This is a genomic window from Actinoplanes sp. NPDC023936 (genome assembly GCF_040639325.1).
Classification (GTDB): Bacteria; Actinomycetota; Actinomycetes; order Mycobacteriales; family Micromonosporaceae; genus Actinoplanes.
This window is the reverse complement of the sequence record NZ_JBEZZR010000017.1, coordinates 23,537-47,245: the sequence shown is the minus strand read 5'-3', so window position 1 is coordinate 47,245 and position 23,709 is coordinate 23,537. Positions and strand designations below refer to the sequence as shown.

Genomic DNA, 23,709 nt, shown 5'->3' with positions numbered 1-23,709 from the left:
AGAAAATTGAGGGCATCGTGCCTAATAACATCGACTTCACCTTCTCGGACCTCGTCGCGGGCTACGTCATCAGCGCCGATCCGCAGGCGGGACAGTTCCAGATCAACACCTCCGACGGGCGGCCGTTCGTCGTGCGGCTCACCCCGACCACGACCGCGGAGATGCTGCGCAACCTCGGTGAGGCGTACATCGATGCCACCGCCCAGCTGCCGGCCATGCTGGAGCACGGCCGGCTGCTGCACGTGTACGGCGTCTTCTACCCGTCCGACTCCGAGGCGGGCACCGCCTTCGAGGCCAAGCATGTGCTCCTGTTCGGCAAGGCCGCCGACGAGTTCAAGTTCGAGTCGCCGAGCTGGTGGACGCAGCAGGTGAGCAAGCTGGCCGACTTCTACCTCGACAGCGAGTTCGGCGCTGGATCGGCGACGTTCGACTACCGTGACTACCGCACCGACCTCACCATGGAAGGCGCGAAGACCTCCGGCCTGCGCCAGGAGACCGATACCGTCTCCCGCCTGGTGTACGGTCTGGCCACCGCATACCTGATGTCCGGGAACCGCCGCCATCTCGACGGGGCCGTGGCTGGCGCCGCATATCTGATCGAGAATTTGTGCTTCGTGGATCGCGCTGACCAGGTCGCCTACTGGTACCACGCTCTCGATCTCCGCCCGGACGGCACCCAGCGCAAGATTTTCGCTTCGGAGTCCGGCGACGACTTCGACGCCATTCCCTGCTACGAGCAGGTATACGCGCTGGCCGGCCTGACACAAGTCTTCCGGATCACCGGCGACCCGAGACTGCGCGAGATCATCGACATGACGATCAACATGTTTCACCGGTACTTCGAGGACAAGACCTGCTACGCCGACGGCACACCGCGGCGCGGCTACTACTCGCACATCGACCCGGTGACCTTCGACCCGCTGAGTCCGGCGCTCGACGTGGACGGCCACACCAACCGCGACCGCAAGAACTGGAACTCGGTCGGCGACCACATCCCGGCGTACCTGATCAATCTCTTCCTGGCGACCGGGGAACAGCGGTACGCCGACGAACTGGAGTCGCTCTGCGACCAGATCACCGAGCATTTCCCGGACTACGACAGCAGCCCGTTCGTACAGGAGAAGTTCTTCGGTGATTGGAGCCCGGACCGGCACTACGGACAGCAACAGGACCGCGCCATCGTCGGGCACAATCTCAAGATCGCCTGGAACCTGACGCGGGTCAACAACGTGCGACCGAAGGCACCGTACGTGAGCATGGCCAAGAAGATCGCCGATCTCATGCCGGCGGTCGGCATGGACCCTCAGCGCGGCGGCTGGTACGACATGGTGGAGCGGCACACCGGTCCGGGAGAACGCTTCCACCGCCTGGTCTGGCACGACCGCAAGGCATGGTGGCAGCAGGAACAGGGCATCCTCGCCTACCAGATCCTCAATGCGGTGTTCGACGAGCCCAGCTACGCCAAGTACGCCCGGGAGAGCTCCGCCTTCTACAACGGATGGATGCTCGACACGCAAGCCGGCGGGGTCTTCTTCAACGTGCTGGCGAACGGCAACCCGTTCATGCTCGGCGGCGAGCGCAGCAAGGGCTCGCACGCCATGGGGATGTACCACAGCGCCGAACTGGGCTACCTGGCCGCGATCTATTCCGGCCTGGAAAGCCGCCGACAGCCGATCGACCTCTTCTTCGCACCCCGGCCGGGTGCGTTCGGCGGTGGTCTGCTGCGCGTCGCGCCGGACCTGCTGCCGCCCGGGACCGTCAAGCTCATGCAGGTCTGGGTGGACGGCCGCGAACACCCCGACTTCGACGCGGACGCGCTCACCGTGACCCTCCCGCACAGCACCGAGCCGCAAGAGGTACGGGTACGCCTCGTTCCCGCCGCATGCGCTTTCAGCGCCGACACCCGGGACCTGTCGGGTGGCATCGCGCGCATCACGCTGGCCGGCTCACTCAGCGCCCAGCGCGTGCCCGTCCTACGCGAGGAACTCGAGCGTGCGCTCGACGGCGGCGCTACGACTGTTGTGCTGGAAGCCAACGACCTGGTTTACCTCGACCCGGAGGCGGTCCGCTACCTCTCCGTGGCGAAACAGCATCGCGACTTCCGGCTCGCCGTCACCGGCGCATACGGCCAGGTCTCCGGCGAACTGGCGGACAGCGAATTGAACCAGGAGTTGGTGACCACCGCGCAGCCCGGGTGACGTGGTCCAAGCGTCTGCCGTCCCGCTGGCCAGGCGCTGCGCTCACGAGGGCAGCGCCTGGTCGTTGCGTCTCCGACCGGCCGCCGCGGGTGCCCGGCGGCGCCGGACCCCAAGTTGATCAGCTGCGGTGCTCAGGGGTTGAGCAGGGCTGCGATCCGGTCGGTGACGGTCACGGCCGAGTTGACCGCGGTCGTGGTGCGGCCCCGGGTGGCCGCGACGGCGATGGCGATGCCCTTGGCCGGCAGGTAGGTCTGCACGGCGGAGTAGCCGGCGAACGACGGGCTCTGCTGGATCCAGCCGTTCTTGACCATGAGGCCGAGCCCGTAGTGGCTCTCCCGGGTGTGATGGACGCAGATCGTCGCGGGACAGTTCTTGGTGGGCCCGCCGAGGCCGACGGTGCCCGGGTCGAGCTGGGTGCGCCGGGCGCGGGCGGAGATGAGGCGGCCGGTGCCGACGGCCCGCGCGGAGGCTTCCAGGTCGCAGATGTCCGTGGTCAGGACGGCGCCGGCCGCGGTGGTCCAGGACGGGTTCCAGTACGTCGAATCCTCGTACTTCCCGCGTTCGATGGTGTAGGCGTGCAGGACGGGTTGCGGGATGACCGCGTCGTCCTGGCTGCTGGTCGCGGTGAGGCCGAGCGGCTTCAGGACCCGCCGGCGCAGCAGCTCGGCGACGGGCGTGCCGGTGATCCGGGCGAGGACCTGGCCGAGGATGACGAAGTTGGCGTGCGAGTAGCTCCAGTTGGTGCCGGGTTCGTACCACAGCGGGCGGGACATGGCGAGGTCGACGAGCTCCCGCTCGGTCCACTGCCGGAACGGGTCGGCGTAGATCCGGTCGATGAACGGCTCGTAGGTCACGTAGTCCGGATAGCCGGACGTGCTGCTGCCCAGCATCCGCAGCGTGACCTTGTCGGCCCGGGGAAGCTGCGGAAGCCAGCGCGAGATCGGATCGTCGAGCTTCACGGTTCCCTCGTCCGCCAGCTGCAACAGCACGATGCCCAGGTACGCGATGCCGACCGCCCCGGAGCGGAAGTGCATGTCAGTGGTCGCCGGGACACCGGTCATCGACTCGCCGACCGCCGCGGTCACGACCTCCCGCCCGCCGATCGTCACCCGGACCAGTGCCGCCCCGAGATCGAGCTCTCCGCGCGCCGTCCGGGCGATGTCGACGATCTGTGCGGCGGTGCCGCGCGGCTGCACTGTCGGACCGCATCCGGCGGATCGTCCTCCGGCGTGGGCTGGACCTCCGGCGTGGGCTGGAATGACGGAGCACCCGGTTGCCGCCAGCGCGGCGATCGTCAACGTGGACAGCACTGAGCGTCGCATTTGTCCATTGTCAGTGCCGGCGCTCCGGGCCGTGGCGAAGATCCGGAAAGAGGCCGGGGCCGTTGCTCCGGCCCGGTCGGACCGGCACCGGCCACGAGGACGTCGGTGACGGCCTCGGCACTTCCGGCCGCCGGGTTCACCGGAAATCGATGACATCACCGGTGAGCGGGTACCGCCCGGCGCGGTCCGGCGCCGGCGGGGCGGCCACCCGTACCGGCGCCTGCGGGTCGCTGTCCAGACCGGCGATCCGGTTCTGGATCCGGAAGTGATCGAAGGTGTACGGAACACTGTCGCCGGCCAGGCCGAACGGCAGGCCCGGGCCGTCGACCACGTGGAAATGCAGGTGCGGTTCGGTCGAGTTGCCGGTGTTGCCGACCAGACCGAATGTCTGCCCACGGGTGAGCCGGTCCCCCACTCGGACCCGCACGCTGCCGGTCTGCATGTGGGCGTAGAGAGCGTACGCCCCGCCGCCGAGGTCTTGGATCACGAAGTTGCCGGACAGATCCCCGGCTTCCCGGCTGGCCGGTGGATTCTCCGGCGTGTTCGCGGGCACGCCGTCCCGGACCGCCAGCACCCGGCCGTCGGCCACCGCCGTGACATCGTCGCCGAAGATGAAGTAGCTCTCATTACGGGCCTGGTCACCGGCGTAACTGCGCACACCGTCGTCGGTCCGGACGAAGTCGATCGCGTACCGCTGGGCCGCGAACGTGCCGCCGCCGGCGTCCATGAGGGCCTGGCGGTGCGCGAACGGCTGTCGGCAGCATCCGTACACGGCGAGACCGCCGCCCCGCAGCGGTGGGCTGAGGCGCAGGGGCTCGCGCCGGTCGACCTCCGTCGCAGCGCCACGCACTGTCCGGCCGGCGGCTCCGGACACATCGAAGCGGTGGATCAGCCGGGCCGGCACCCGGGCCCCGGCCGCCACCGCGACGTCGAGCAGCAGCGAACCGGACTCGCCGGGCGCCAGCGCCCGGTCGAACGTGCGGGTGCCGGGGTCCAGCATGACGTGTTCGATCGCGCCGGAGTCGTAGACGGCGACGGGATCGGTGCGGTCCGGCTCCCGCACTTCCACCCGCTCCAGGTGTACGGGCCCGGCGGAGACGTTGCGCAGCACGACCTCGTAGACCAGATGTGTCCGGTCGTCGCTCGCCGGCACCGGCCACGGCGCCGCCAGCACCCTGGTCTCCAGGATCTGAGCGCCGGCGACCCCTGGCGAAGCCAACACCGTCGCCGGGCCGGCGGCATGCACGGTCGCCGGCACACCGGCGGCCGGCAGCATCAGCGCCGCTCCCCCGGCGATGATCGCGACCATTCTCCGGTACGCGCCCGGCCGTCCTGCTTCGGACGATACCGGCGAACATTGCGACATCGTGGCTCCCCGCTGCTGGACTCCGAGCGTCGGCTCGAGAAAGAGTTGGCGTGTTGCCCACCAACTTCTTCGAGCCAGTTCCTCATGCTGCTACCTGCCCTCCTCCTTCACACACTGTTCGGCAAAGCCGGGCCGTACGTTCCACACCACGCGCGCTGGCTACGACATCGAGATGGACCTCGAACCGGGGTACGAGGTCGTCCGCCTACGGTTACGACCCACAGCCGAGGGCACTGATCCTGGCGCTGCCACCGCGATGTCCCGACGCTGGCTGATCAACAACGCCGCTCGGGGCCCGCGAAGCGTCAAGATCGACGCTCGACGTGGATGAGGTCGCACACAACGCCATCGTGGTCCCGCGCCTACGCCATAGCCGGGACGCAGGCACACGGACGGCTTCGGTGTGCTCTCATCCACGCTGGCGCGGGCTTCGGTGCGCTCCTGTCCGCGTTCCGCGACCGGATCGTGTGCCCTCAACCTCGTTCCGGCAGCAACCGCGAGCAAGCCTGAGTCAACTTCCGCAGCTACCCGCCGGCTCGCACCATGGAACTCCAGCGCGGAGGAACCGGGGCTCGGATCTACCGGCCCGCGCCACTCTCCTGTTCCACGACAGCCTCCCCACCAGAACGGGGATGCGGCACCTCGGGAGCCTCGAACTCGGACGCTGCCGGCGAACCGAACGGGAGGCGGGTGTCGAGCCGGCGCAACACCGCGGCGATCAACGCCGCCAGCAGCACCACCGCGCCCAGGTTGATCAGAACGGCCGGGTAGCCGAGCTCGGTCACGTCCGCGAAGGGGTACGGGTACCAGCCGGTGGCCGCGCCGTGGGCCAGGGTGTAGCCGATCCACGCGGCCGGCCAGATGGCGGCCCAGGCCAGGGTGCGGCCGTCGATGCGGGGGCGGGGGCCGAAGAGCAGCCAGCCGAGCAGGGCGGCCCAGGGCGCCACGTAATGGAAGCCGAAGTCGGCCAGCCAGGCGGCGCCGTGCGGGTCGGCCTGGCCGGCCAGGATGGTGGCGTAGACCAGCCCGGTGATGACGATGCCGAGCAGGGCGTCCAGGCGGATCACGCGCCAGAGGCGGCCGTCGCGGTGCGGGTTCACGGCCAGGGCCACGACCGCGGCGAGCAGGAGCAGGTTGCTCTGGATCGTGAAGTAGCTGAACAGCCGGATGAACCTGGTGAGCGCGGGGGCGGCGTCCGGCGCGCTGTCGGTGGCGGTCAGGACCAGTTGGATGATCAGCGAGGTGAGGACGATGCCGGCCAGGGCACCGTGGTAGACACGCGACTTCATACATCCCCCGCATTGATGATCTTTGCGCGGGGACTGTACCTCCGTTCAGCTCCGGGCGGGTAGTCGCACCTCGACCCGCAGGCCGGGGTGAGCGTCGCCGAGGATGACCGATCCGCCGTGCCTGCGGACCAGCTCACGGACGATCGCGAGGCCGAGCCCGGAGCCGCCGGCGTCGCGGGCGCGGGCGTCGTCGAGGCGGGCGAATCTCTGGAAGACCCGTTCCCGGTCGGCCGCCGGGATGCCCGGGCCGTCGTCGGTCACCACGAGGAGGCGGTCCGGGCCGTCGGCCGCGGCCGTCACCGTGACCCTGTCCCGTTTGTGCCGCACCGCGTTGTCGAGCAGGTTCGCGAGGACGCGGGCCAGCGCGTCCGGCTCGGCGCGCACCGGCAGCGGCTCGCCCGGGTCCAGGTAGTCCACGCCGGGGAACCGGGCGGCGACCTCGCCGGCGAACTGGGCCAGGTCGACCTCCTCGACCCGGGCGGTGAGCGCGCGGGTGGAGCCGTCGTCCTGGCGGGCCAGCAGCAGCAGGTCGTCGACGAGCCGGGACAGCCGCTGCACGTCGGCGAGCAGGTCGTCGGTGAGCGCCGGCCAGTCGGTGTCGTCCGGCAGGTGCTGTGCCACCTCCAGCTCGGTGCGCATGTTGGTGAGCGGGCTGCGCAGCTCGTGCGCGGCGTCCGCGACGAACGCGCGCTGGCGGGCCCGGGACGCGTCGAGGCGGTGCAGCATGTCGTTCAGGGTGACGGCCAGCCGGTGCACCTCGTCACGGGAGTCGGGCACCGGCAGGCGGCCCGCCCGGGTGCCGCCGGTGATCTCCTCGGCGCCGGCCCGGAGCGCGTCGACCGGTCGCAGCGCGGCGCCCAGCGCCCGCCACAGCCCGGCCGCGAGCAGCCCCACCAGCAGCGGGAACAGGATCACCAGGGTGATCCGGAGCAGGTGCACGCTCTGCCGCAGCTCGTCGGTCGAGCGCGCGACGAGCACGGTGAGCGGGTCGGTGGGCGGGCCGGCGCTGAGCTTCACGACGCGGGCCTCGCCGTCGAAGCCGATCCGGTTGCCGGGGATCGTCATGCCGCTGCCGTCGGACAGGTCACGCAACTCGTCCGGGTAGAGGATGGGCACCAGGCGGTCGGCGGTCGCGGACACCGACCGTACCCTCCCGTCGTCGTCGATGACCTGGACCTGGACGCCCGGGGTGACCGGAATCGGGTTTGTCAGCGACCCCTGGTCGACCAGGCGTTTCACGCCGCGCGCGGTCTCCAGGGTCTCGATGTGGACGGCTCGGTTCTGCGCGAAGCCGAGGGCGGCGACGAGCAGCGCGCCGCCGACCGCGAGGCCGATCGTCAGGCCGGCCGCGGAGACCAGGAGCAGCCGCGCCCGCAGGCTCAGCTCACTGGGCCGGCGCATCTGATCCAGCCGGCGCGTCTGATCCGGCCGGCGCGTCTGATCCAGCCGGCGCGTCTGATCCGGCCTGAGCCAGGCGGTATCCCGCTCCCCTGACCGTCTCCAGGCGGTCCCGGCCGATCTTGCGGCGCAGGTAGCCGACGTAGACCTCGACCGCGTTCGGCGCGGTGTCCAGCGCGGCGTCCCAGACGTGGTCGAGCAGCTCGGTCTTGGAGACCACCTGGCCGGGGCGGCGCATCAAGTACTCGAGCAGCGCGAACTCGCGCGCGGTCAGGGTCACCTCGGCGCCGGCCACCAGCACCCGGCGCTCCGCCGGGTCCAGCTCCACGTCACCGAAGGCGAGGACCACCGGGCGGGCCTGCGCGCCGCGGCGCAGCAGGGCTCGCAGACGGGCGAGCAGCACGACGTACGAGAAGGGCTTGGTCAGATAGTCGTCGGCGCCGCAGTCGAGGCCGTCGGCCTGGTCGTACTCGCCGTCCTTCGCCGACAGCATGAGCACCGGCAGCCAATGCCGCTCGGCACGCAACTGCCGCACCACCCGGTACCCGGAGAGACGCGGCAGCATCACATCCAGGATCATCGCGTCGTACCCGCCGTGGCGGGCCATCTCCAGGCCGTCCTGTCCGTCGGCGGCCACGTCGACCGCGAAACCCTCGGCCTGCAGGCCCCGCCGCAGCGCGGCAGCAAGCCGGGCCTCGTCCTCCACCACCAGCAACCGCACACCCACACCTTGGCATGCGGCGGCGGTCAGACGTGAGCAGCTCTCAGCTGAATCACAGTCACAGTCACAGCCACAGCCACAGCCACAGCCACAGTCACAGTCACAGTCACCGGCTCGGCGCGGCCCCGCTCGGGCGCGGACCGCTCGGCGGCGCGCCACCGGGACCGCCGGATCCCACCGGGGCGCCGCTCGGCGCGCCGTCCCCGCTCAGCTGGCCGCCGGTCGGCGTGGTCGTGGTGTCCACCCCGACCTCGAGGGAAAGCGTGAAACCGTTCGTCACGTCGCCGCTGACGGTCGCGAGCTGACTCGCGCCGGAATCGTCGCCGAACACGTTGTCGCTGTCCAGCGTGACCTGTGCCAGGTTGGTGACCGAGTTCTCGTACCCGGTGGTCGCGTAGACCGTGTCGCACGCCGTCTGCGGAAGCGCCACCTGGGAGGTCGCTATCGCGTTCGCGGCGTCGGCGATGCCGGCCTGGTCCGGGTAGACCTCGAAGTGGATGTGCGGCCAGCGCCCCGAGTAACAGGCCGGGAAGACACTGGTGAACGTCACCTGCCCGGTGCTGCCGGCAACCTGCACGCCACGCAGGTAGTTCTCGTTCGTGATCCCCTCGGAGTAGAGCGAGTACTCACCGGCCCGGTTGCAGTGCCAGACGTAGACCGCGACGCCGGCGAAGGCCACGCCGCCGTTCGCCAGGTCCTTGATGTCCAGGGTGAGCGTCATCGGCACGCCCTCGGCCGTGGTCGTGGAGTCGCCGAAACTGGACCGGATGTCGCTGCGCACGATGCCGCTCTCGGTCAGCACGTTGGGCCCGTTGGAGCCGTCGCCCGGGTACGGCCCGGCCGTCTCGTCCGGGATCTCGCTGACCGTGTTCGTCTCCGAGGTGGCTGTCGTCGGGGTGTCGTCGCTGTCGCCGTCCCCGCAGGCGCCCAGCCCGAGAGCCACCGCGCCGAGGCCGAGCGCCCTCAAGACCTGCCGCCGCTGCGCCATCGTGCCCAGGTCGAAGAGCAAACCCTGATCCACCAGGTCTTCCTCCGGCCGGGGCAGCGAGCGCCCTTCATACGTACCCATGAAAGCCCTTCGCCTTTTGTCCTTTAAACTCCGATTTCAAGCTATCTGACCGACCAGGAAGGGGCGTCCCTTACGGGGCTTTCTCAGCCTCGTCACAGCGGTGCCGTAGCACGATGATGGACAGAGATGGGGGAGGTGGACATCGTGTCCGTGTTCAGGTCTAGGCCGGCGTTGCGCTGGCTCGTTCCGTCGGCCGCCGCGGTTGCGGTCATCGGGGGCGGCGCGGCGGCCGGAACCATCGTGGCGAGCGCCGACCCGGCCCTGCCGGAGCGCTCCGCCGCGCAGTTGCTGGTGGATCTGCAGGGCGCCGACCCGGCAGGCTTCTCCGGCACTGTCGTGCAGAGCACCGATCTGGGGCTGCCCGGCGTCGCCGGCCTGCTGAAGAACATCGAGGGTGGCGGCCTCACCAGCCTGGTTTCCGGGAGCAACACGGCCCGCGTCTGGTACGCGAGCGACGACAAGGTACGGCTCGCCCTGCTCGGCACCGACGGCGAGACCGACGTGATCCGCAACGCCGGCGACGTGTGGATCTGGAAGAGCAGCGACAACACCGGCACGCACGTGACGCTGCCGGAGGACATCGAGGAGAAGGCCGCCGCGGAGAAGAAGGCGCTGCCGAGCGGCGTCCCGTCGACGCCTCAGGAAGCCGCCGACGCCGCCCTGTCGGCGATCGACGGCACCACCAAGGTCACCACCACCGGCGCGGCCGAGGTGGCCGGGCGGGACGCGTACGAGCTGGTGCTCAGCCCGCGCGACGCGAACTCGCTGATCGGGCAGGTCCGGCTCGCGATCGACGCGGCCGAGCACATCCCGCTGCGTGTCGACGTCTACGCCAAGAACGCCACGAAGCCCGCTGTCCGGGTGGCGTTCGAGCAGGTCAGCTTCACGGTGCCGGACGCGCAGCAGTTCACCTTCAACCCGCCGCCGGGCGCGAAGGTGGAAGAGGTGAAGCCGTCCTCCGACGAGCTGGAGCAGCACGCCAAGCAGGACGGCGCCAAGCAGGACGGCGCCAAGCCCGCGGACGTGGCCGGCTCCGAGGACGTCACGATGGTCGGCGAGGGCTGGACGTCGATCCTGAGCGCCAAGCTGCCCGAGGACGCGCCGTCACTGGAGAGCGCGGCTGCCGAAGCCGGCAAGGAGGGCAAGGACGGCGAGGCGATCGCCGGCCTGCTGGAGACGCTGCCCAAGGTGAGCGGCGAGTGGGGCAGCGGCCGGCTGCTCAGCGGCTCGCTCTTCACGGTGCTGCTCACGGATGACGGCCGGGTCTTCGCCGGCGCGGTCACTCCGGAGGCGCTCTACGCGGTCGCCTGACCGATCCAGCACACCCTGCTTGTCCAGCACACCCTGCTTGTCCAGCACACCCTGCTTGTCCAGCACACCCTGCTGATCCAGCACACCACGAGCCCCGTCGCATCGCGCGGCGGGGCTCGTTCCTTCGCCGCGGGTCTTTACCGCAGCCGCTGCTTGATCGCGGCCAGGTCCGCCTCCGGCACGCCGGCGTCGCGCGGGTGGGCCTCGGCGCCCGAGCGGATCAGCGCCCCGGCCGCGGATCGTGCCGCCGTCAGCGGTCGGTGTCCCGCCGAGGCCGCGGGCGTTGCTGCGGTCCGGTCAGTCGAGCCTCATGGCGGCCAGCGTAGGCGACACCCACGTGCCGGCTGTGCGCTTCGCCGCCGGGGGCGTCGTCGTCATCTCCGAGGGTGCTGTTCTCGTCGCCGGGCGTTCGCGGGGCCGGGATGAGCCCGTGGGGCGCACGGGTCGCCGGCGGGACCTCGGTGGAGGCGGGACGGTGCTGGCGGAGCAGGGCGTAGGCGGCCGCGGTCAGCAACCCGCCGGCGGCGGCGTCCAGCCAGTAGTGGTTGCCGGTCGCCACGATCACCAGCAGGGTGATCGCCGGGTGGAGCAGCCACAACGCCCGGCGGCGGCCACCGATCGCGGCCATCAGGGCGACCGCCACCACCAGGGCCCAGCCGAAGTGCAGGGACGGCATCGCGGCGTACTGGTTGGAGAGGTGGTCGGTCTCCGGGTTGCCGTAGACGGCCGGCCCGTACAGGTGGCCCAGGTCCAGCATGCCGGTCTCGCCGAACATCCGCGGCGGCGCGAGCGGAATCACGAAGTGCACCAGCAGCGCGGACCCGGTGAGCAGGATCAGCACGTTGCGGGTCCAGCGGTAGTGGGCCGGCCGGTACAGGTACAGCCAGATCAGGGCGGCAGCGGTCGCCGGGAAGTGGACGTACGCGTAGTAGCTGTTGGCGACCTCGACCATGGCGTGCCAGTCGAGCAGGGCGCGCTGCACGGTCAGCTCGCTCGGCAGGTGCAGCCAGCGCTCGGCGTCCCAGATCGCCCGGGCGTTGCGGAACGCCTCGTCGACGTGGCCGTCGGCGGCGAGCCGGCCGACCTTGTAGACCAGGAACAGCACCGCTACCAGGGACAACTCGCGTAACGCCGAGAGGATGCCGGATCGCGCCACGGCCGGGCGGTGTTCGACAGCCGGGCCGGGTTCGACAGCCGGTCCGTGTTCGACAGCCGGGCCAGGTTCGACAGCCGGTCCGGGCTCGACCTCGGGGCGGGGTTCGACGGCAAGGCTGTGTTCGACGGCGTGCTTCGCCACGGCGGGCTCCTGATCGGATCGGCCGGCGCGGGCGCCCGGCGCGAGTGGGCTGGGGTTCGGCACCCGGACGCCGGTGGCGCGCGGGTGACGGCCGATCAAGCGGAGCCTGAATTCGCCATGACAGTTCCCCCGGTATCAACGCAGAGTGAAAGCATCCGGCGATCTTGCAGCTTGTGCAAGATTTAACGGCGTAATAGTGATGTAACGCGCAACGGAAACACGCCTGTTACATCCGGTCGGCCCTACCGGTGACGAGCAGCACGGCCAGGGTGACGAGCGCGAGCACCGGCAGCAGGGCGAGCGCGGTCACCCCGTACCCGAGAAGGAGCGCAACCGTCGCGCCTGCCGCGACCCATCCGGCGCGCACCGCGCGGCGTGTCCGGACCGGCAGCAGCGCCAGGCATCGCCACGGCAGAAGGCCCGCCGGAACCAGCACCCGCAGACCGAAACCGATCATCACGAGCGTCACCGTGGCGGCGGCCGCACGGGCGGCGAGCTCCCAGGACGGCCAGAGCAGCGCGCAGCCGGCGAGGAGCACGACCAGCGGGACACCGACGCCGAGACCGCGGCGGAAACCGCCGAGCAGGCCGCGGACCGGCCAGGTCAGCGCTGTCACGTCGAGCTTGTCCGGATGGTCGGCGGCCAGCTCCCGCAGCCCGCGCAGCGACGAGCGCACCCGCAGGCGTTCCGCGTCGAGCAGGGCGATCAGCCAGCGGCCGTCCGGATTGCCGGGATCCTCGGCCAGGGCCGCGCCGACCGCCGCCCGGGCGGCCCCGCGCCGGCCGGCGTGCCGCTCGATCTCACCGAGGGTGAGCAGATCGATGACCGAGTGCGGGTCCAGGGCCAGTGCCCGCCGGGCGGCCTCGCGCGCCTGGTCGAACTCGCGGCGGGAGGACAGGACACGGGCCAGGACGCGGTACGCCGGTGGGTGCGCCGGGTCCAGGCGGACCGCCTCCCGCGCCTCCCGGAGAGCCTCCGCGGTGCGCGTTTCGTCGGACTCCGCTGTCGACGGGCCCGATGCTGGCGACGCCGTGGATGCTGGCGACGTCTCGGACGACTCCTCCGTTCCGGACGGGATCATCAGCAGGCACTCGGCCCGCTCGATGTGGGTGCCGGACAGATGCGGGGCCGCCGCCACCGCCGCGTCCGCCGCTGCCAGCGCCTCGGCACGCCGGCCCTGCAGGCGCAACAGGCCGGCCAGCAGGGCCAGCAGCTCCGGGTCGGTGGGCAGCCGCGCGAGACCGGCACGGACCTCGGCCTCGGCGTCGGACAGCCGGCCCACCCCGGCCAGGGCGCGGGCCCGCGACGCGGCCGTCACCGCACGCGCGCTTCTGTCCCGGGACCGTGCTCAATCAACCGATGCTCGCTCACCCGACGCTCGCTCACCCGACGCTCGCTCACCCGCAGCTCGCTCACCTGACCTTGCGCTTCTTGAGGTACGTGGCGAGGTCGTCGTACTCGCCGCTCTCGTTCGCGAACATCGCCACGTTGCGGGCGGTCGCGAACCACGCGTCGGTCGACGGGCGCACCTCGCGGGCGGCGGCCATCATGTCGGCCTGGCCGATCATCCGGATCTCGCCGGACGCGATCGAGTCACGCATCGCGTACTCCGCGGCGGTCTCGCACAGGTGCGCCAGGTCCGCGCCGGAGTAGTGCTCGGTGGCCGCCGCGACCTGGTCCAGGTCGACGCCGGCTACCGGGCGGTCCCGGAGGTGGAATTCCAGGATCGCGGCGCGGGCCGGGCGGTCCGGCGGCAGCACCAGCACGGTACGGTCCAGGCGTCCCGGCCGCCGCAACGCGGAGTCGACGTCCCAGGGCGCGTTCGTGGCCGCGAGGACGAACACCCCGTCGTTGCCGCCCTCGACCCCGTCCAGCTCGGTGAGCAGCTGGTTCACCACGGTCCGCATCGACGACTGGAGCTGGCTGCGCTTGTGGCCGAGCGCGTCGATCTCGTCCAGGAACAGCACGCACGGCGCGTGGCCGCGAGCCGACTCGAACAGGTCGTGCAGGTTCTTCTCCGAGCTGCCGACCCACATGTTCAGCACGTCGGTGATGCTGAGCGAGATGAACGCGGCGCCCATCTCACCGGCGACCGCCCGGGCCAGGAACGTCTTGCCGCAGCCGGGCGGGCCGTAGAGCAGCAGGCCGCCGCGGAGGCTCTTGCCGAACAGCGACCGCAGCTTCGGGTTGCGCAGCGGGCCGAGGAACGAGACCTCGAGGCGCTTCTTCACGTCGGCCATGCCGCCGACGTCGGCGAGCGTGATCGTGGAGCTCTCGACGTCGAAGACCCGGTCCTGGTGGCCCCGGACCGGGTCCGGCTCGCCGGTGTGGGTGAACCGGGGCGGGACGACGTCGCCGAACTGCTGCTCCATGGCGGACCAGTCGACGGCGGCCGGCGACGGCGCAGCCGGCGGCTCGGCCGAGGGCTGCGGCTCGGCCGAGGGCGGCGCGACCGGCTGCTCGGCCGGCTTTTCGGCCGGCGGCGCCGGGGTAGCGGCCGGGGTGGTTCCGAGCGCCCGGCCCATCAGCTGCTGGGCGGTGGCGTTGCCCGGCTCGCGGGCGAGCACCTGAGCGGCATGCCCGATCGCCTCCGCGCCCCGGCCCGCGGCCACCAGCAGCTCGGCCAGGTGCAGGCGCAGCGGGAGGTCGTCGGGACGGGCCTGCACCGCGGCGGTGAGGCTGTCGATCAAGGGGTCGCTCATGACAGGCGATTATGCCCCCGCCGAGTTCGCCGCCCGGCGGGTACTGCGGCACGGGTGAGATCCGCCGGGCGGAAAAGCGCGCGGTTGAGGCCGGACAAACGAAGATCGCCCCCCGCACTCCGGCGAGGGGCGATCTTCGTCAGCGATTCCTAACCTGGCCGGCGATAGCCCGCGATGGGACCGCGGTCGATCGTCGCCATCCGCACGTAGTCGCCCGTGTGCGGTGCGTGCACCACCTTGCCGCCGCCGATGTAGATGGCGACGTGGTGCACATCGGAGTAGTAGAAGACCAGGTCGCCCGGCTTCAACTCGTCCCGGCTGACCGACTTGGTCGAGCCCCACTGGTCTTTCGTGTAGTGCTCGAGGTGAACACCGACAGCCGCCCACGCCTCCTGCGTCAGACCCGAGCAGTCGTAACTGTTCGGGCCGTTGGAGCCGAAGACATAGGGCTTGCCGATCAGGTCGCACGCCCGCTGGGCCGCGCGACCACCCTTGTCGTTGGTGTAGGTGACCGGGCAGGGGCCGGTGCGCAGCGCGCCGTCGTCGGCGTTCGCCGTGCCGTAGGCCTCGATCCGGAGCTTCTGGAGGTCCTTGATCTCCTTCTCGATCGCCTTCTTCTTCGACGCCAGGTCCGTGTCCCGGACGGCGATCTCGGAGGCGAGCTGGTCCACCTTGGCCTTGTCGCCCGCGTACTTGTCGCGGAGCTGCGCCACGTGCTCGATGGACTCGGTCTGGTGCTGGGCCAGCTGGTCGAGCAGCGCGAGCTTCTCGGTCAGCGACGTCGGCGAACCACTGATGACCATCGCGTTGAACGCGTTCGGCGGGCCCTGCATGTACGCGTCCACGGCCATGCCCCGGACCTGGGCCATGGCGACATCCACCTTCACCTGCAGTGGCTTCAGCGTCTTCTCCAGCGAAGACTGCTGCTTGCGCAGCTTCTTCAGCTTGGCGTGCACCGAGTTGTACTCCTCGATGACGGGCTCGAGCTTGTTCCACTGCTCGTCGATTTGCTTCTCGACGCTTGCCGGCGTGGGCTCGGCATGGGCAACGGCGGGACCAGTGAGAACGATTCCGGCCGCGGCCATTACGCAGACCAAACCGCGTAAGAGGCCTTTCCGTTTCACTTAGGTGCGTTGTCCTTTCTTCCCACTCGACCGCCGACCGGGTTAGCTGACGGGTTCGGGCGGGAAGCTGCCCGGCCGCTCGGGGGGAGCGGCTTCACCCCGGGACTACCTGGGTCCCCGGCGCGCTTTGTCTCTCGAGGCACTCGGTCTCGAAGCACTCGGCGTTTAGGCGGCGGCTCGGCAGATCGGCCGGGTGGACGATTGGGGGGCTACCGAACCGGGAACCACCGTACCGGTCACGGAACGCGGAAGAAAAGGTCGTCCGCGTGGCGAAACCGTGCGCTCCATTTCCCTTACGGAGAGTGGCTAAAAGGGCCAGGTGTTAATCGCGCGCCCCAGCCACGGCACCACCAAGATCACTGTGGGTAGCACCAGGAGACCCGCCGCGGCGGCGCTCGCGGCGACCGTCAGTGACCGGCTCTCGGGCAGATCCAGGCGCGCCAGGCGCCGCCGGCGGGCCTCCCCCGCGGCCCCGTCGGCGAGCACCCCCTCGGCGAGCGGCAGCGCATCGGCGAGACGACCCAGCGCGGCCCGCAGCGGCGCCGGCCCGGTGCGGCGCCGCGCGGCATCGTCGGCCACCATCTCCAGCAGCAGGTGTACGGCGTCGAGCGGCACCCGGCTGCGCAGCAGTTTCGGCACCGCCTGGTAGAAGGCGGTGAACGACTCCATCACCAGCTCGTGCCGGTGCCGCAGGTGGGCGCGCTCGTGCGCCAGCACCGCGTCCACCTGGTCCCGGTCGAGAACCTGCAGCACCGCGTCGCTGAGCACCACCCGCGGCTGGCGGCCGGGCACGCAGTACGCCATCGGCAGCGCGCCGTCGAGGATCCGCACCTCGCCACCCTTGATGTCGTCGCGCCGCTCCACCCGGTCCAGCAGATCCACCAGGGTCCGGTGCCGGGCCCGCCGGGCACGGGCCCGGGAGGTCACCTTGGCGAGCGAGATCAGCAGCCGGATCACGATGGTCGCGGCGATGGCGAGCGACAGGACGAGCGCGACCACCGTCTCCGGATGGCGCGCGCCGGCCGCCCGGGTCACCTCCTCCGGGGCGGCGAGCACCACCCCGAGCGCGCAGAGCACCGCGGTCAGGGTGAGCGCCTGCCAGAGCAGGACGCCGGCGACGGGGGCCCGGTCCGGCCACTTCGCCCTGGCCAGGATGCCGGGCGCGATCAGCGAGAGGGTCAGACCCAGCGCGCCCAGCAGCAGCGCTGTCACGGTTTCCGGTCGGCTGCCGCTTTGATCGCCGCGGCCAGCGCCTCCGGCGGGAGCTGACCCATGAAGTACGCCAGCGCGGCGTCCCGGTCCGGGGTGGCGCTGAGCGCGTCGAACATCAGGCCGGCGGTCATCTCCTCGCGGGTCTGCGCCGGGGCGTAGCGGTAGGCGCGGTCCGCTTTCTGCTGGGTGACCAGGCCTTTCTTGGCGAGCCGGTCGAGCACTGTCATGACCGTGGTGTACGCCAGGTCGCGGTCACGGCTGAGCAGCTCGTGCACCTGGCGGACGGTCAGCGGCTCCGGCGCGTCCCAGAGCTTCGTCATGACCTCACGCTCGAGGTCGCCCAGGTTCTTCGAGAGCGAGGTCTTCGAAAGCGAGGTCTTCGAAAGCGGGTTCTTCGAGAGCGGCGCCATGTGTTCCATCCTACGGGAGGCCTACGTCAGGTTGTCGTACTACACGACGTAGTATCTACTACGAAGCGTCGTACTACGTTGGGGGAACCCGTGGACGTGCTTGACCTGACCCGGCTGCAGTTCGCGGTCGTCACGATCTACCACTACCTGTTCGTGCCGCTGTCGATCTGCCTGGCCGCGACCGCAGCGGGGCTGCAGCTGGCCTGGATGCGGACGTCTCGGGAGAAATACCTGCATCTGACGAAGTTCGTCGGCAAGCTGCTGATCGCCACCTTCGCCGTCGGCGTGGTCACCGGCCTGGTCCAGGAGTTCCAGTTCGGGCTCGGATGGAGCGCGTTCGCCCGCTTCTACGGCGACGTCTTCGGTCCCACCCTCGCCATCGAGGGGATGCTCGCGTTCTTCCTGGAGGCGACGTTCCTGGCGCTGTGGTACTTCGGCTGGGACCGGCTGCCCCGCCGCGTGCACGCCGCCACGATCGTGATCGTCGCGGTGGGGACGCTGCTGTCGGCGTACATCATCCTGGCCGCCAACTCGTTCATGCAGAACCCGGTGGCGTACGCGCTGGACCCGGAGACCGGTCGCGCTCATCTGACCAGCTTCACCGAGCTGCTCACCAACGAGGTGGTCCTGGCCGCGTTCCCGCACACCATGGCCGGCGCCGCGATGGCCGGCGGCGGGCTGCTGCTGGCGATCGGGGTGTGGCGGCTCAAGGCCGACCGTTCGTTCGAGACCCTCTCCCGGCTCGGCGCCTGGATCATGCTGGTCGGCGGGCTCGGGACGGTGATCAGCGGTGACCACCTCGGCAAGGTGATGACGGCCGTGCAGCCGATGAAGATGGCGGCGGCGGAAGCCCTGTACGAGACGACCACCGGCGCGCCGTTCTCCATCTTCGCCATCGGGGAGCTCGGCCACGATCGGCCGTTCTTCAGCATCGAGGTGCCCAAGCTGCTCTCCTTCCTCGGCACCGGCTCGTTCAACGGGACGGTGCAGGGCATCGACGACCTCCAGGCCGCCTACGTGGCGCAGTACGGGCCGGGCAGCTACGTGCCGATGATCCCGGTGGCGTTCTGGACGTTCCGGCTGATGATGGGCGCGGGCATCCTCGCGATGGCGGTGGCCGCGTTCCACCTCTGGTCGTCGTACGCGTTCCGGGTCCGCTTCCTGCCGGCGTTCCTGCAGCCGGGCCGCGGCACGCCGGCGCTGCTGCGGCGGTTCATCTGGCTCGCGCCGCTGCTGCCGGCGGCCGCCAACACGTTCGGCTGGATCTTCACCGAGACCGCTCGCCAGCCCTGGCTCGCCTTCGGCATCTCCAAGGTCTCCGACGGCATCTCGCCCGGGCTGACCAGCGCCGAAGTGATCGCCTCGCTGGCCGGGTTCACGCTCGTCTACGGGCTCCTGGCGATCGTCTGGTGGCGGCTGGTCGTGCACCTCTCGCGCAAGCCGCTCGCACCGGACAAGATCGAGTCCGCGCCCGAGCGTGAATCGGTTCCGGCCTACTAGGAGATTCCCATCATGATCACCTTCTGGTTCGCGGTTCTCGTCCTCGCCTGGGTGCTCTACTTCGTCCTCGAGGGCTTCGACTTCGGGGTCGGCATCCTCACCCCGGTCCTCGGGCGCGACGAGCACGAGCGGGGCGCGGCGATCCGTACCATCGGCCCGTTCTGGGACGGCAACGAGGTCTGGCTGGTCGCCGCGATCGGCGTCACGTTCGCCGCCTTCCCGGCCTGGTACGCCGCCCTGCTCTCCGCCCTCTACCTGCCGATGGTGCTGATCCTGCTGATGCTGGCGATCCGCGGCGTCGCCCTGGAGTTCCGCGGCAAACACGACTCGCCTGCCTGGCGCCGCCGCGCCGACCTGCTGCTGGCCGGGTCGTCCACCGGCATCGTGCTGCTCTGGGGCGCCGTCCTCGGGATCTTCGTGCACGGCCTCGCCCTGGGCGCCGACGGCGAGGTCACCGGCACCGGCCTGTCCCGCAGCCTCGACCCGCTGCTCACCCCGGCCGCCGGGCTCGGCGCGCTCGGCGCGCTGCTGGCCGCGATCCTGCTCGGCGCGACGTTCCTCGCGCTGCGCACCACCGGCCCGGTCCGCCGCCGGGCCCGCGGCCTGGCCCGGCACGCCGGCCTGGGCGGGGCGGTCGCCCTCCTGATCGCCGGCATCGGCACCGGATCCCGGATCGTCCTGCTCGCCGCCGTGCTGAGTTTCGGCGCCGGTGTCCTGGCCCGCCGGGCCCGCGAGGCGGCGGCGTTCGTGGCGGTCGCCGCCGGGGTGGCCGCCGCCGTCGTGACGGTGTTCCTCGTCCACGGGGACGTGGTGCTGCGCAGTACCCTGTCGGACGCCTGGAGCCTGACCCGGATCAGCGCCGCGGCCGGCCCGGAGGCGTTGAAGCTCATCACGATCGCCGGGGTGATCGTGCTGCCCGGCGTCCTCGCGTACCAAATCTGGTCCTATTGGGTCTTCCGCCGCCGCATCGCCAGCGAACGGGTGGCGTCATGACGCGGCCGTCCCCGGCCGATCTCGACCGTTCCGGGACCGCATCGCCCGAGAACCACCGGGCAGGCGAGAACCACCGGGCAGGCGAGAACCAATGGACAGGCGGGGAACGCCGGATCTCGCGGGGACCGGTCGATCCCCGGCTGCTGCGGCACGCCCGGGCCAGCCGTGCCGGGGTCGCGCTGCTGACGCTGATCGGGGCCGGTCAGGCGGCTGCCACCGTCGCGCTCGCGATCGGTCTCTGCTGGATCGTCAGTGGGCCCCGGCAGAACGGGATCACGCTGCTCGCCGGTGCGTTCACCGCGCGGGCCGTCCTCGCCTGGGCCGAACAGGTGACCGCCCGGCGCACCGCCGCCCGGGTCACCGACGAGCTGCGCCGCTCGATGCTGGACACCGTCGCCCGGCGCGGGCCGGCGTGGGTGGCCGACTACGGTGCGGGCCGGCTCACCACGGTTCTCGGCACCGGGCTGGACGCGCTGAAACCGTGGTTCTCCGGGTACCTTCCGGCGCTCGCCCTCGGCGTGATCCTCCCCCCGCTGGTCATCCTGGTGATGTCCGTCGTGGACCCGGCGGCGGCGATCATCGCGTTGCTCACGCTGCCGCTGATCCCGCTGCTCGGCGCGCTGATCGGCTGGGCCACCCAGTCCCGCGCACGGCAGCGGTGGGCGGCCGACGCCCGGCTGGCCGGGCACTTCCTCGACGTGGTCCGCGGCCTCGCGACGCTGAAGGTGTTCGGCCGGGCGGACCGCCAGATCGACGTCATCGCCGACCTCACCGACCAGCACCGGCGGGCCACCATGCGGGTGCTGCGGGTCGCGTTCCTCTCGTCGACCGCCCTGGACCTGGTCGGCACCCTGTCGGTCGGCCTGATCGCGGTGCAGGCCGGGCTGCGCGTCGCGGCCGGCACGATGGACCTCGCGCCGGCGCTGCTGGTGATCCTGCTCGCCCCCGAGGCCTACCGGCCGCTGCGCGAGATGGCGGCCCGCTACCACGCGGCGACCGATGCCACCGCGGTGATCGCCGACGTGGACGAGGTGCTCGCCCCGGCCGCTCCCCCGCGCCGCCTCCCGGACACTCACTCGCCGGACACTCACTCGCCGGAGCCCGCCTCCCCGGAGACCGCTTCCCCAGAGAATGGCGCGAGCCCGGCGCGGGGAGATCTCGCCGCGCGCGTCGCGCTCGTTCCGGGCGCGGTCGGCCGCTGGGGGGTACGGGTCAGCGCGCTGCGAGCCGGATATCCCGGTGCGGCACGCAGCGCCCTCGTCCTGCCGGAGCTCGCGGTCCGGGCCGGGGAGACGGTGGCGTTGCGCGGGCCGTCCGGCGCCGGCAAGACCACGGCGCTGCGGGTGCTCGCCGGGCTGCACCCCGCGGAGTCGGGCGCCATCGCCGTCGGGCGCACGTTCTACCTGTCGCAGCGGCCGGCGCTGCCGCACGCCCGTACCGTCGCCGAGGTCTTTCCGCCGGAAGCCACCGGCGCCGAGATCGCCGAGGCGCTGCGGACCGTCGCCCTGGACGGTGAGGTCACCGCGTCGACAGCGCTCGGTGAGCACGGGGCCGGCATCTCGTCGGGTCAGCGGCAGCGGCTGGCGCTGGCCGCCCTCCTGCACCGGGCGTCGGTGGCGCTCGCGGAGGAGGCGGCGGCCGCGGTCGTGGCGGAAGCCGCCGCCATCGCGAGCCGGGCGGCCGGCGGCGGTGCTGCCGGGGATGCTGCTGCCGGGGATGCTGCTGCCGGGGATGCTGCGGGACGGGTTGGGCGTGGGCGGCCGGTGGTGACGTTGCTGCTCGACGAGCCGACCGCGCACCTGGACGCGGACGCGGAGAAGCTGGTGGTCGCGCGGCTGCGGGAGTTCGCGAGGCAGGGTTGTGCCGTTCTGGTGGTGGCCCACCGGCCCGCGCTGCTCGCCTCCGCTGACCGGGTGGTGGACCTGGATCCGGTGGGAGCGCACGGCTCGGTGGACTCGGGAGCCCAGCCGGGTGTTGCGGATCCTGGAGCCGGTGGGGAGGGCGGTGGGGACGGGTACTCGGGGGGACCTGGGGAGGGCCGGGAACGGTCCGGTGTGCGGGGTTCCGATGGGGAGCAGGGCCGGTGGGGGTGCCTTCGGCGGCCCTGGACGGCGGTTGCCCTCGGCGCCGGGTCGTCGCTCGCCGGCGTGCTGCTGACCGGGGCCGCCGCGTGGCTGCTCGTGCGGGCGTCCTCGCTGCCACCGGTGCTGACCCTCTCCGCGGCGGTGGTACTGGTCCGGGGCAGCGCCGTCGCCCGGCCGCTGCTGCGCTACCTGGAACGGCTGGTCTCGCACGACCTGGCGTTCGCCCGGCTCGGACGGCGGCGGGCCCGCGTCTACGCCGACCTGATCCCGCGCGTTCCGGGACGGCTGGCGCACCGCCGCGGTGACCTGCTCACCAAGCTCGTCGACGACGTGGACGCGCAGGTGGACGGGCTGCTGCGCGGCCGGCTCCCGGCGCTCGCGGCGGCGGCCACCGTCGCCGTCGCCGGGCTGGCCGTGTTCGTGGCCGCGCCCGCCGTCGTCGTTCCGCTCGCCGTCGGGGTGCTGGTCGCCGGGGTGCTCGCGCCGGCCGTGGCCGCCTGGCAGGCCGACCGGCTCGACGCGGCCACCGGAACCGCGCGGGCCGCGCTGCGGGACGCCATGGTGGAAACCGTGGACGGGATCGAGGAGGTGGGCTCGGGGGCGGCGCGACTGGGCGTACCCGTCAATCGGAGCCTGACCCTCGCCCGGCTCGAGGCGCGCGCGGCGCGGGAGTCCGGCCTGGCCGCGGCGCTCGCCCACCTGGGGTGGGGGGCGGCAGTGGCCGGAACCGCCGTGGTGCTCGCCGGCACCGAGATTTCCGCGGAATGGAGTGCGGTGCTGCTCCTGGGCGTTGTCGTTCTCGGCGAGACGGTGGTGGCGCTGCCGGACGCGGCGATCGCCCGGCGTCAGGCCGCCGGTGCGGAGCGACGGGTGGACGCGCTGACCACGGAGGAGCCGGTCAGCGCCGCGCTGGACGAGCCGCGGGCCGAAGCCGAACCGGTGCGGGCCGGAGCCGGACCGGTGCGGGCCGAGGCCGGACCGGTGCGTGCTGGGACCGGACTGGCACGGGCCGGGACTGGGCTGACGCGGGCCGGGACTGGGCTGACGCGGGCCGGGAGTGGGGAGCTGCGGATCCGGGGGCTGGTGGCGGGCTGGGATCGGGGCCGGGAACCGGTGCTGGACGGGCTGGACCTCGACCTGGCGGCCGGATCGCGGACCATGGTGACGGGGCGGTCCGGGTCCGGCAAGTCGACGCTCGCGGCCGTCGCCGGGCGGCTTCTCGACCCGTGGGCCGGGACCGTCGAGCTCGACGGGACGGCGGTGCTGGTCGGGGACGAGACGGGGCATGTGTTCGCGTCGACCGTACGGGAGAATCTGCGTCTCGCGGCACCCGGCGCGACCGATCCGATGCTCGTCGCGGCGCTGGAGCGGGTGGGTCTCGGCGACTGGCTGGCCGGGCTGCCGGACGGACTGGACACCTGGCTCGGCACCGGCGGCAGCACGATGTCGGGCGGGCAGCGGCGGCGGCTCGCGACCGCGCGGGCCCTCCTCGCCGATCCGGACCTGCTCATCCTGGACGAGCCGACCGAGGGGATCGACGAAGCGGGCGCCCACGCGTTGATGGCGGACCTGCTGGACGCGGCGTCCGGGCGTACCGTGCTGGTCTTCGCCCATCGCTTCGAAGGCCGTGACCTGGTGGACCGGGTGGTGGACCTGCCGGCGGTCAGTTCAGTCGTGCGGTGAATTCAGTCGTGCGGTGGGCTCAGTCGTGCG

General features: G+C 71.6%; 17 protein-coding genes and 1 riboswitch. Of the genes, 5 read left to right on the top strand and 12 right to left on the bottom strand.

What is annotated here, in order from left to right:
- The first annotated feature begins 17 nt into the window (after positions 1-17).
- Positions 18-2,198, top strand: coding sequence for an AGE family epimerase/isomerase (locus AB0F72_RS22400; protein ID WP_360434541.1), 2,181 nt, complete (start codon positions 18-20; stop codon positions 2,196-2,198).
- Positions 2,199-2,329: 131 nt separating this feature from the next.
- Here the strand turns inward: AB0F72_RS22400 and AB0F72_RS22395 are convergent, their stop codons facing one another.
- The 6 genes from AB0F72_RS22395 to AB0F72_RS22370 form a co-directional block, all read right to left on the bottom strand.
- A complete protein-coding gene (locus AB0F72_RS22395) occupies positions 2,330-3,394 on the bottom strand; it encodes a serine hydrolase domain-containing protein (protein WP_360434538.1) in 1,065 nt (354 codons plus the stop codon).
- Between the two features lie 262 nt (positions 3,395-3,656).
- Positions 3,657-4,829 carry a M23 family metallopeptidase gene (locus AB0F72_RS22390; RefSeq protein ID WP_360434535.1) on the bottom strand — a complete coding sequence of 391 codons (1,173 nt, stop codon included), beginning with the start codon at positions 4,827-4,829 and terminating at the stop codon, positions 3,657-3,659.
- A gap of 635 nt (positions 4,830-5,464) precedes the next feature.
- Positions 5,465-6,175: a Pr6Pr family membrane protein gene (locus AB0F72_RS22385; protein ID WP_360434532.1), complete on the bottom strand. Its 711-nt coding sequence runs from the start codon at positions 6,173-6,175 to the stop codon at positions 5,465-5,467.
- Positions 6,176-6,220: 45 nt separating this feature from the next.
- Complete coding sequence (locus tag AB0F72_RS22380) at positions 6,221-7,576, bottom strand: ATP-binding protein (RefSeq protein WP_360434529.1); 1,356 nt, start codon at positions 7,574-7,576, stop codon at positions 6,221-6,223.
- Positions 7,560-8,294 carry a response regulator transcription factor gene (locus AB0F72_RS22375; protein ID WP_360434526.1) on the bottom strand — a complete coding sequence of 245 codons (735 nt, stop codon included), beginning with the start codon at positions 8,292-8,294 and terminating at the stop codon, positions 7,560-7,562. Before AB0F72_RS22375 ends, AB0F72_RS22380 begins: the two co-directional genes overlap by 17 nt.
- A 106-nt stretch (positions 8,295-8,400) precedes the next feature.
- Positions 8,401-9,363, bottom strand: coding sequence for an intradiol ring-cleavage dioxygenase (locus AB0F72_RS22370; RefSeq protein WP_360434523.1), 963 nt, complete (start codon positions 9,361-9,363; stop codon positions 8,401-8,403).
- Positions 9,364-9,507: 144 nt separating this feature from the next.
- On the opposite strand from AB0F72_RS22370, the gene AB0F72_RS22365 reads away from it, so the two are divergent.
- Positions 9,508-10,674, top strand: coding sequence for a hypothetical protein (locus tag AB0F72_RS22365; RefSeq protein ID WP_360434520.1), 1,167 nt, complete (start codon positions 9,508-9,510; stop codon positions 10,672-10,674).
- Between the two features lie 250 nt (positions 10,675-10,924).
- Here the strand turns inward: AB0F72_RS22365 and AB0F72_RS22360 are convergent, their stop codons facing one another.
- From AB0F72_RS22360 to AB0F72_RS22335, 6 genes are all read right to left on the bottom strand, one after another.
- Complete coding sequence (locus AB0F72_RS22360) at positions 10,925-11,971, bottom strand: phosphatase PAP2 family protein (RefSeq protein WP_360434517.1); 1,047 nt, start codon at positions 11,969-11,971, stop codon at positions 10,925-10,927.
- 226 nt (positions 11,972-12,197) lie between these two features.
- Positions 12,198-13,289, bottom strand: a complete 1,092-nt coding sequence (locus AB0F72_RS22355; protein WP_360434514.1) for a tetratricopeptide repeat protein — start codon at positions 13,287-13,289, stop codon at positions 12,198-12,200.
- 94 nt (positions 13,290-13,383) lie between these two features.
- A complete protein-coding gene (locus tag AB0F72_RS22350) occupies positions 13,384-14,673 on the bottom strand; it encodes an AAA family ATPase (protein WP_360434511.1) in 1,290 nt (429 codons plus the stop codon).
- A 149-nt stretch (positions 14,674-14,822) separates the two neighbouring features.
- Positions 14,823-15,758, bottom strand: coding sequence for an NlpC/P60 family protein (locus tag AB0F72_RS22345; RefSeq protein WP_360434508.1), 936 nt, complete (start codon positions 15,756-15,758; stop codon positions 14,823-14,825).
- Between the two features lie 55 nt (positions 15,759-15,813).
- Positions 15,814-15,949, bottom strand: a riboswitch (cyclic di-AMP (ydaO/yuaA leader).
- Positions 15,950-16,103: 154 nt separating this feature from the next.
- Positions 16,104-17,009 (bottom strand): M56 family metallopeptidase, encoded by a 906-nt coding sequence (locus AB0F72_RS22340; protein ID WP_360434505.1) that lies wholly within the window; start codon positions 17,007-17,009, stop codon positions 16,104-16,106.
- Positions 17,006-17,419 carry a BlaI/MecI/CopY family transcriptional regulator gene (locus AB0F72_RS22335; RefSeq protein WP_360434502.1) on the bottom strand — a complete coding sequence of 138 codons (414 nt, stop codon included), beginning with the start codon at positions 17,417-17,419 and terminating at the stop codon, positions 17,006-17,008. Before AB0F72_RS22335 ends, AB0F72_RS22340 begins: the two co-directional genes overlap by 4 nt.
- A 90-nt stretch (positions 17,420-17,509) precedes the next feature.
- Between AB0F72_RS22335 and AB0F72_RS22330 the strand changes: the two genes are divergently transcribed.
- Genes AB0F72_RS22330 through cydC form a run of 3 tightly spaced genes read left to right on the top strand, consistent with a single transcriptional unit; the run spans position 17,510 to position 23,679 of the window.
- Positions 17,510-18,919: a cytochrome ubiquinol oxidase subunit I gene (locus AB0F72_RS22330; protein ID WP_360434499.1), complete on the top strand. Its 1,410-nt coding sequence runs from the start codon at positions 17,510-17,512 to the stop codon at positions 18,917-18,919.
- 12 nt (positions 18,920-18,931) lie between these two features.
- Positions 18,932-19,912: a cytochrome d ubiquinol oxidase subunit II gene (cydB, locus tag AB0F72_RS22325; RefSeq protein WP_360434496.1), complete on the top strand. Its 981-nt coding sequence runs from the start codon at positions 18,932-18,934 to the stop codon at positions 19,910-19,912.
- Positions 19,909-23,679, top strand: coding sequence for a thiol reductant ABC exporter subunit CydC (gene cydC, locus AB0F72_RS22320; protein WP_360434493.1), 3,771 nt, complete (start codon positions 19,909-19,911; stop codon positions 23,677-23,679). The genes cydB and cydC overlap by 4 nt, the downstream gene beginning before the upstream one ends.
- The last annotated feature ends 30 nt before the right edge of the window (positions 23,680-23,709 follow it).

Coding starts and splice junctions, on each gene's coding strand:
- AB0F72_RS22335 (WP_360434502.1), bottom strand. CDS start 17,419: ATGGCGCCGCTCTCGAAGAACCCGCTTTCGAAGACCTCGCTTTCGAAG.
- AB0F72_RS22380 (WP_360434529.1), bottom strand. CDS start 7,576: ATGCGCCGGCCCAGTGAGCTGAGCCTGCGGGCGCGGCTGCTCCTGGTC.
- AB0F72_RS22370 (WP_360434523.1), bottom strand. CDS start 9,363: ATGGGTACGTATGAAGGGCGCTCGCTGCCCCGGCCGGAGGAAGACCTG.
- AB0F72_RS22390 (WP_360434535.1), bottom strand. CDS start 4,829: ATGGTCGCGATCATCGCCGGGGGAGCGGCGCTGATGCTGCCGGCCGCC.
- AB0F72_RS22385 (WP_360434532.1), bottom strand. CDS start 6,175: ATGAAGTCGCGTGTCTACCACGGTGCCCTGGCCGGCATCGTCCTCACC.
- AB0F72_RS22345 (WP_360434508.1), bottom strand. CDS start 15,758: ATGGCCGCGGCCGGAATCGTTCTCACTGGTCCCGCCGTTGCCCATGCC.
- AB0F72_RS22350 (WP_360434511.1), bottom strand. CDS start 14,673: ATGAGCGACCCCTTGATCGACAGCCTCACCGCCGCGGTGCAGGCCCGT.
- cydB (WP_360434496.1), top strand. CDS start 18,932: ATGATCACCTTCTGGTTCGCGGTTCTCGTCCTCGCCTGGGTGCTCTAC.
- cydC (WP_360434493.1), top strand. CDS start 19,909: ATGACGCGGCCGTCCCCGGCCGATCTCGACCGTTCCGGGACCGCATCG.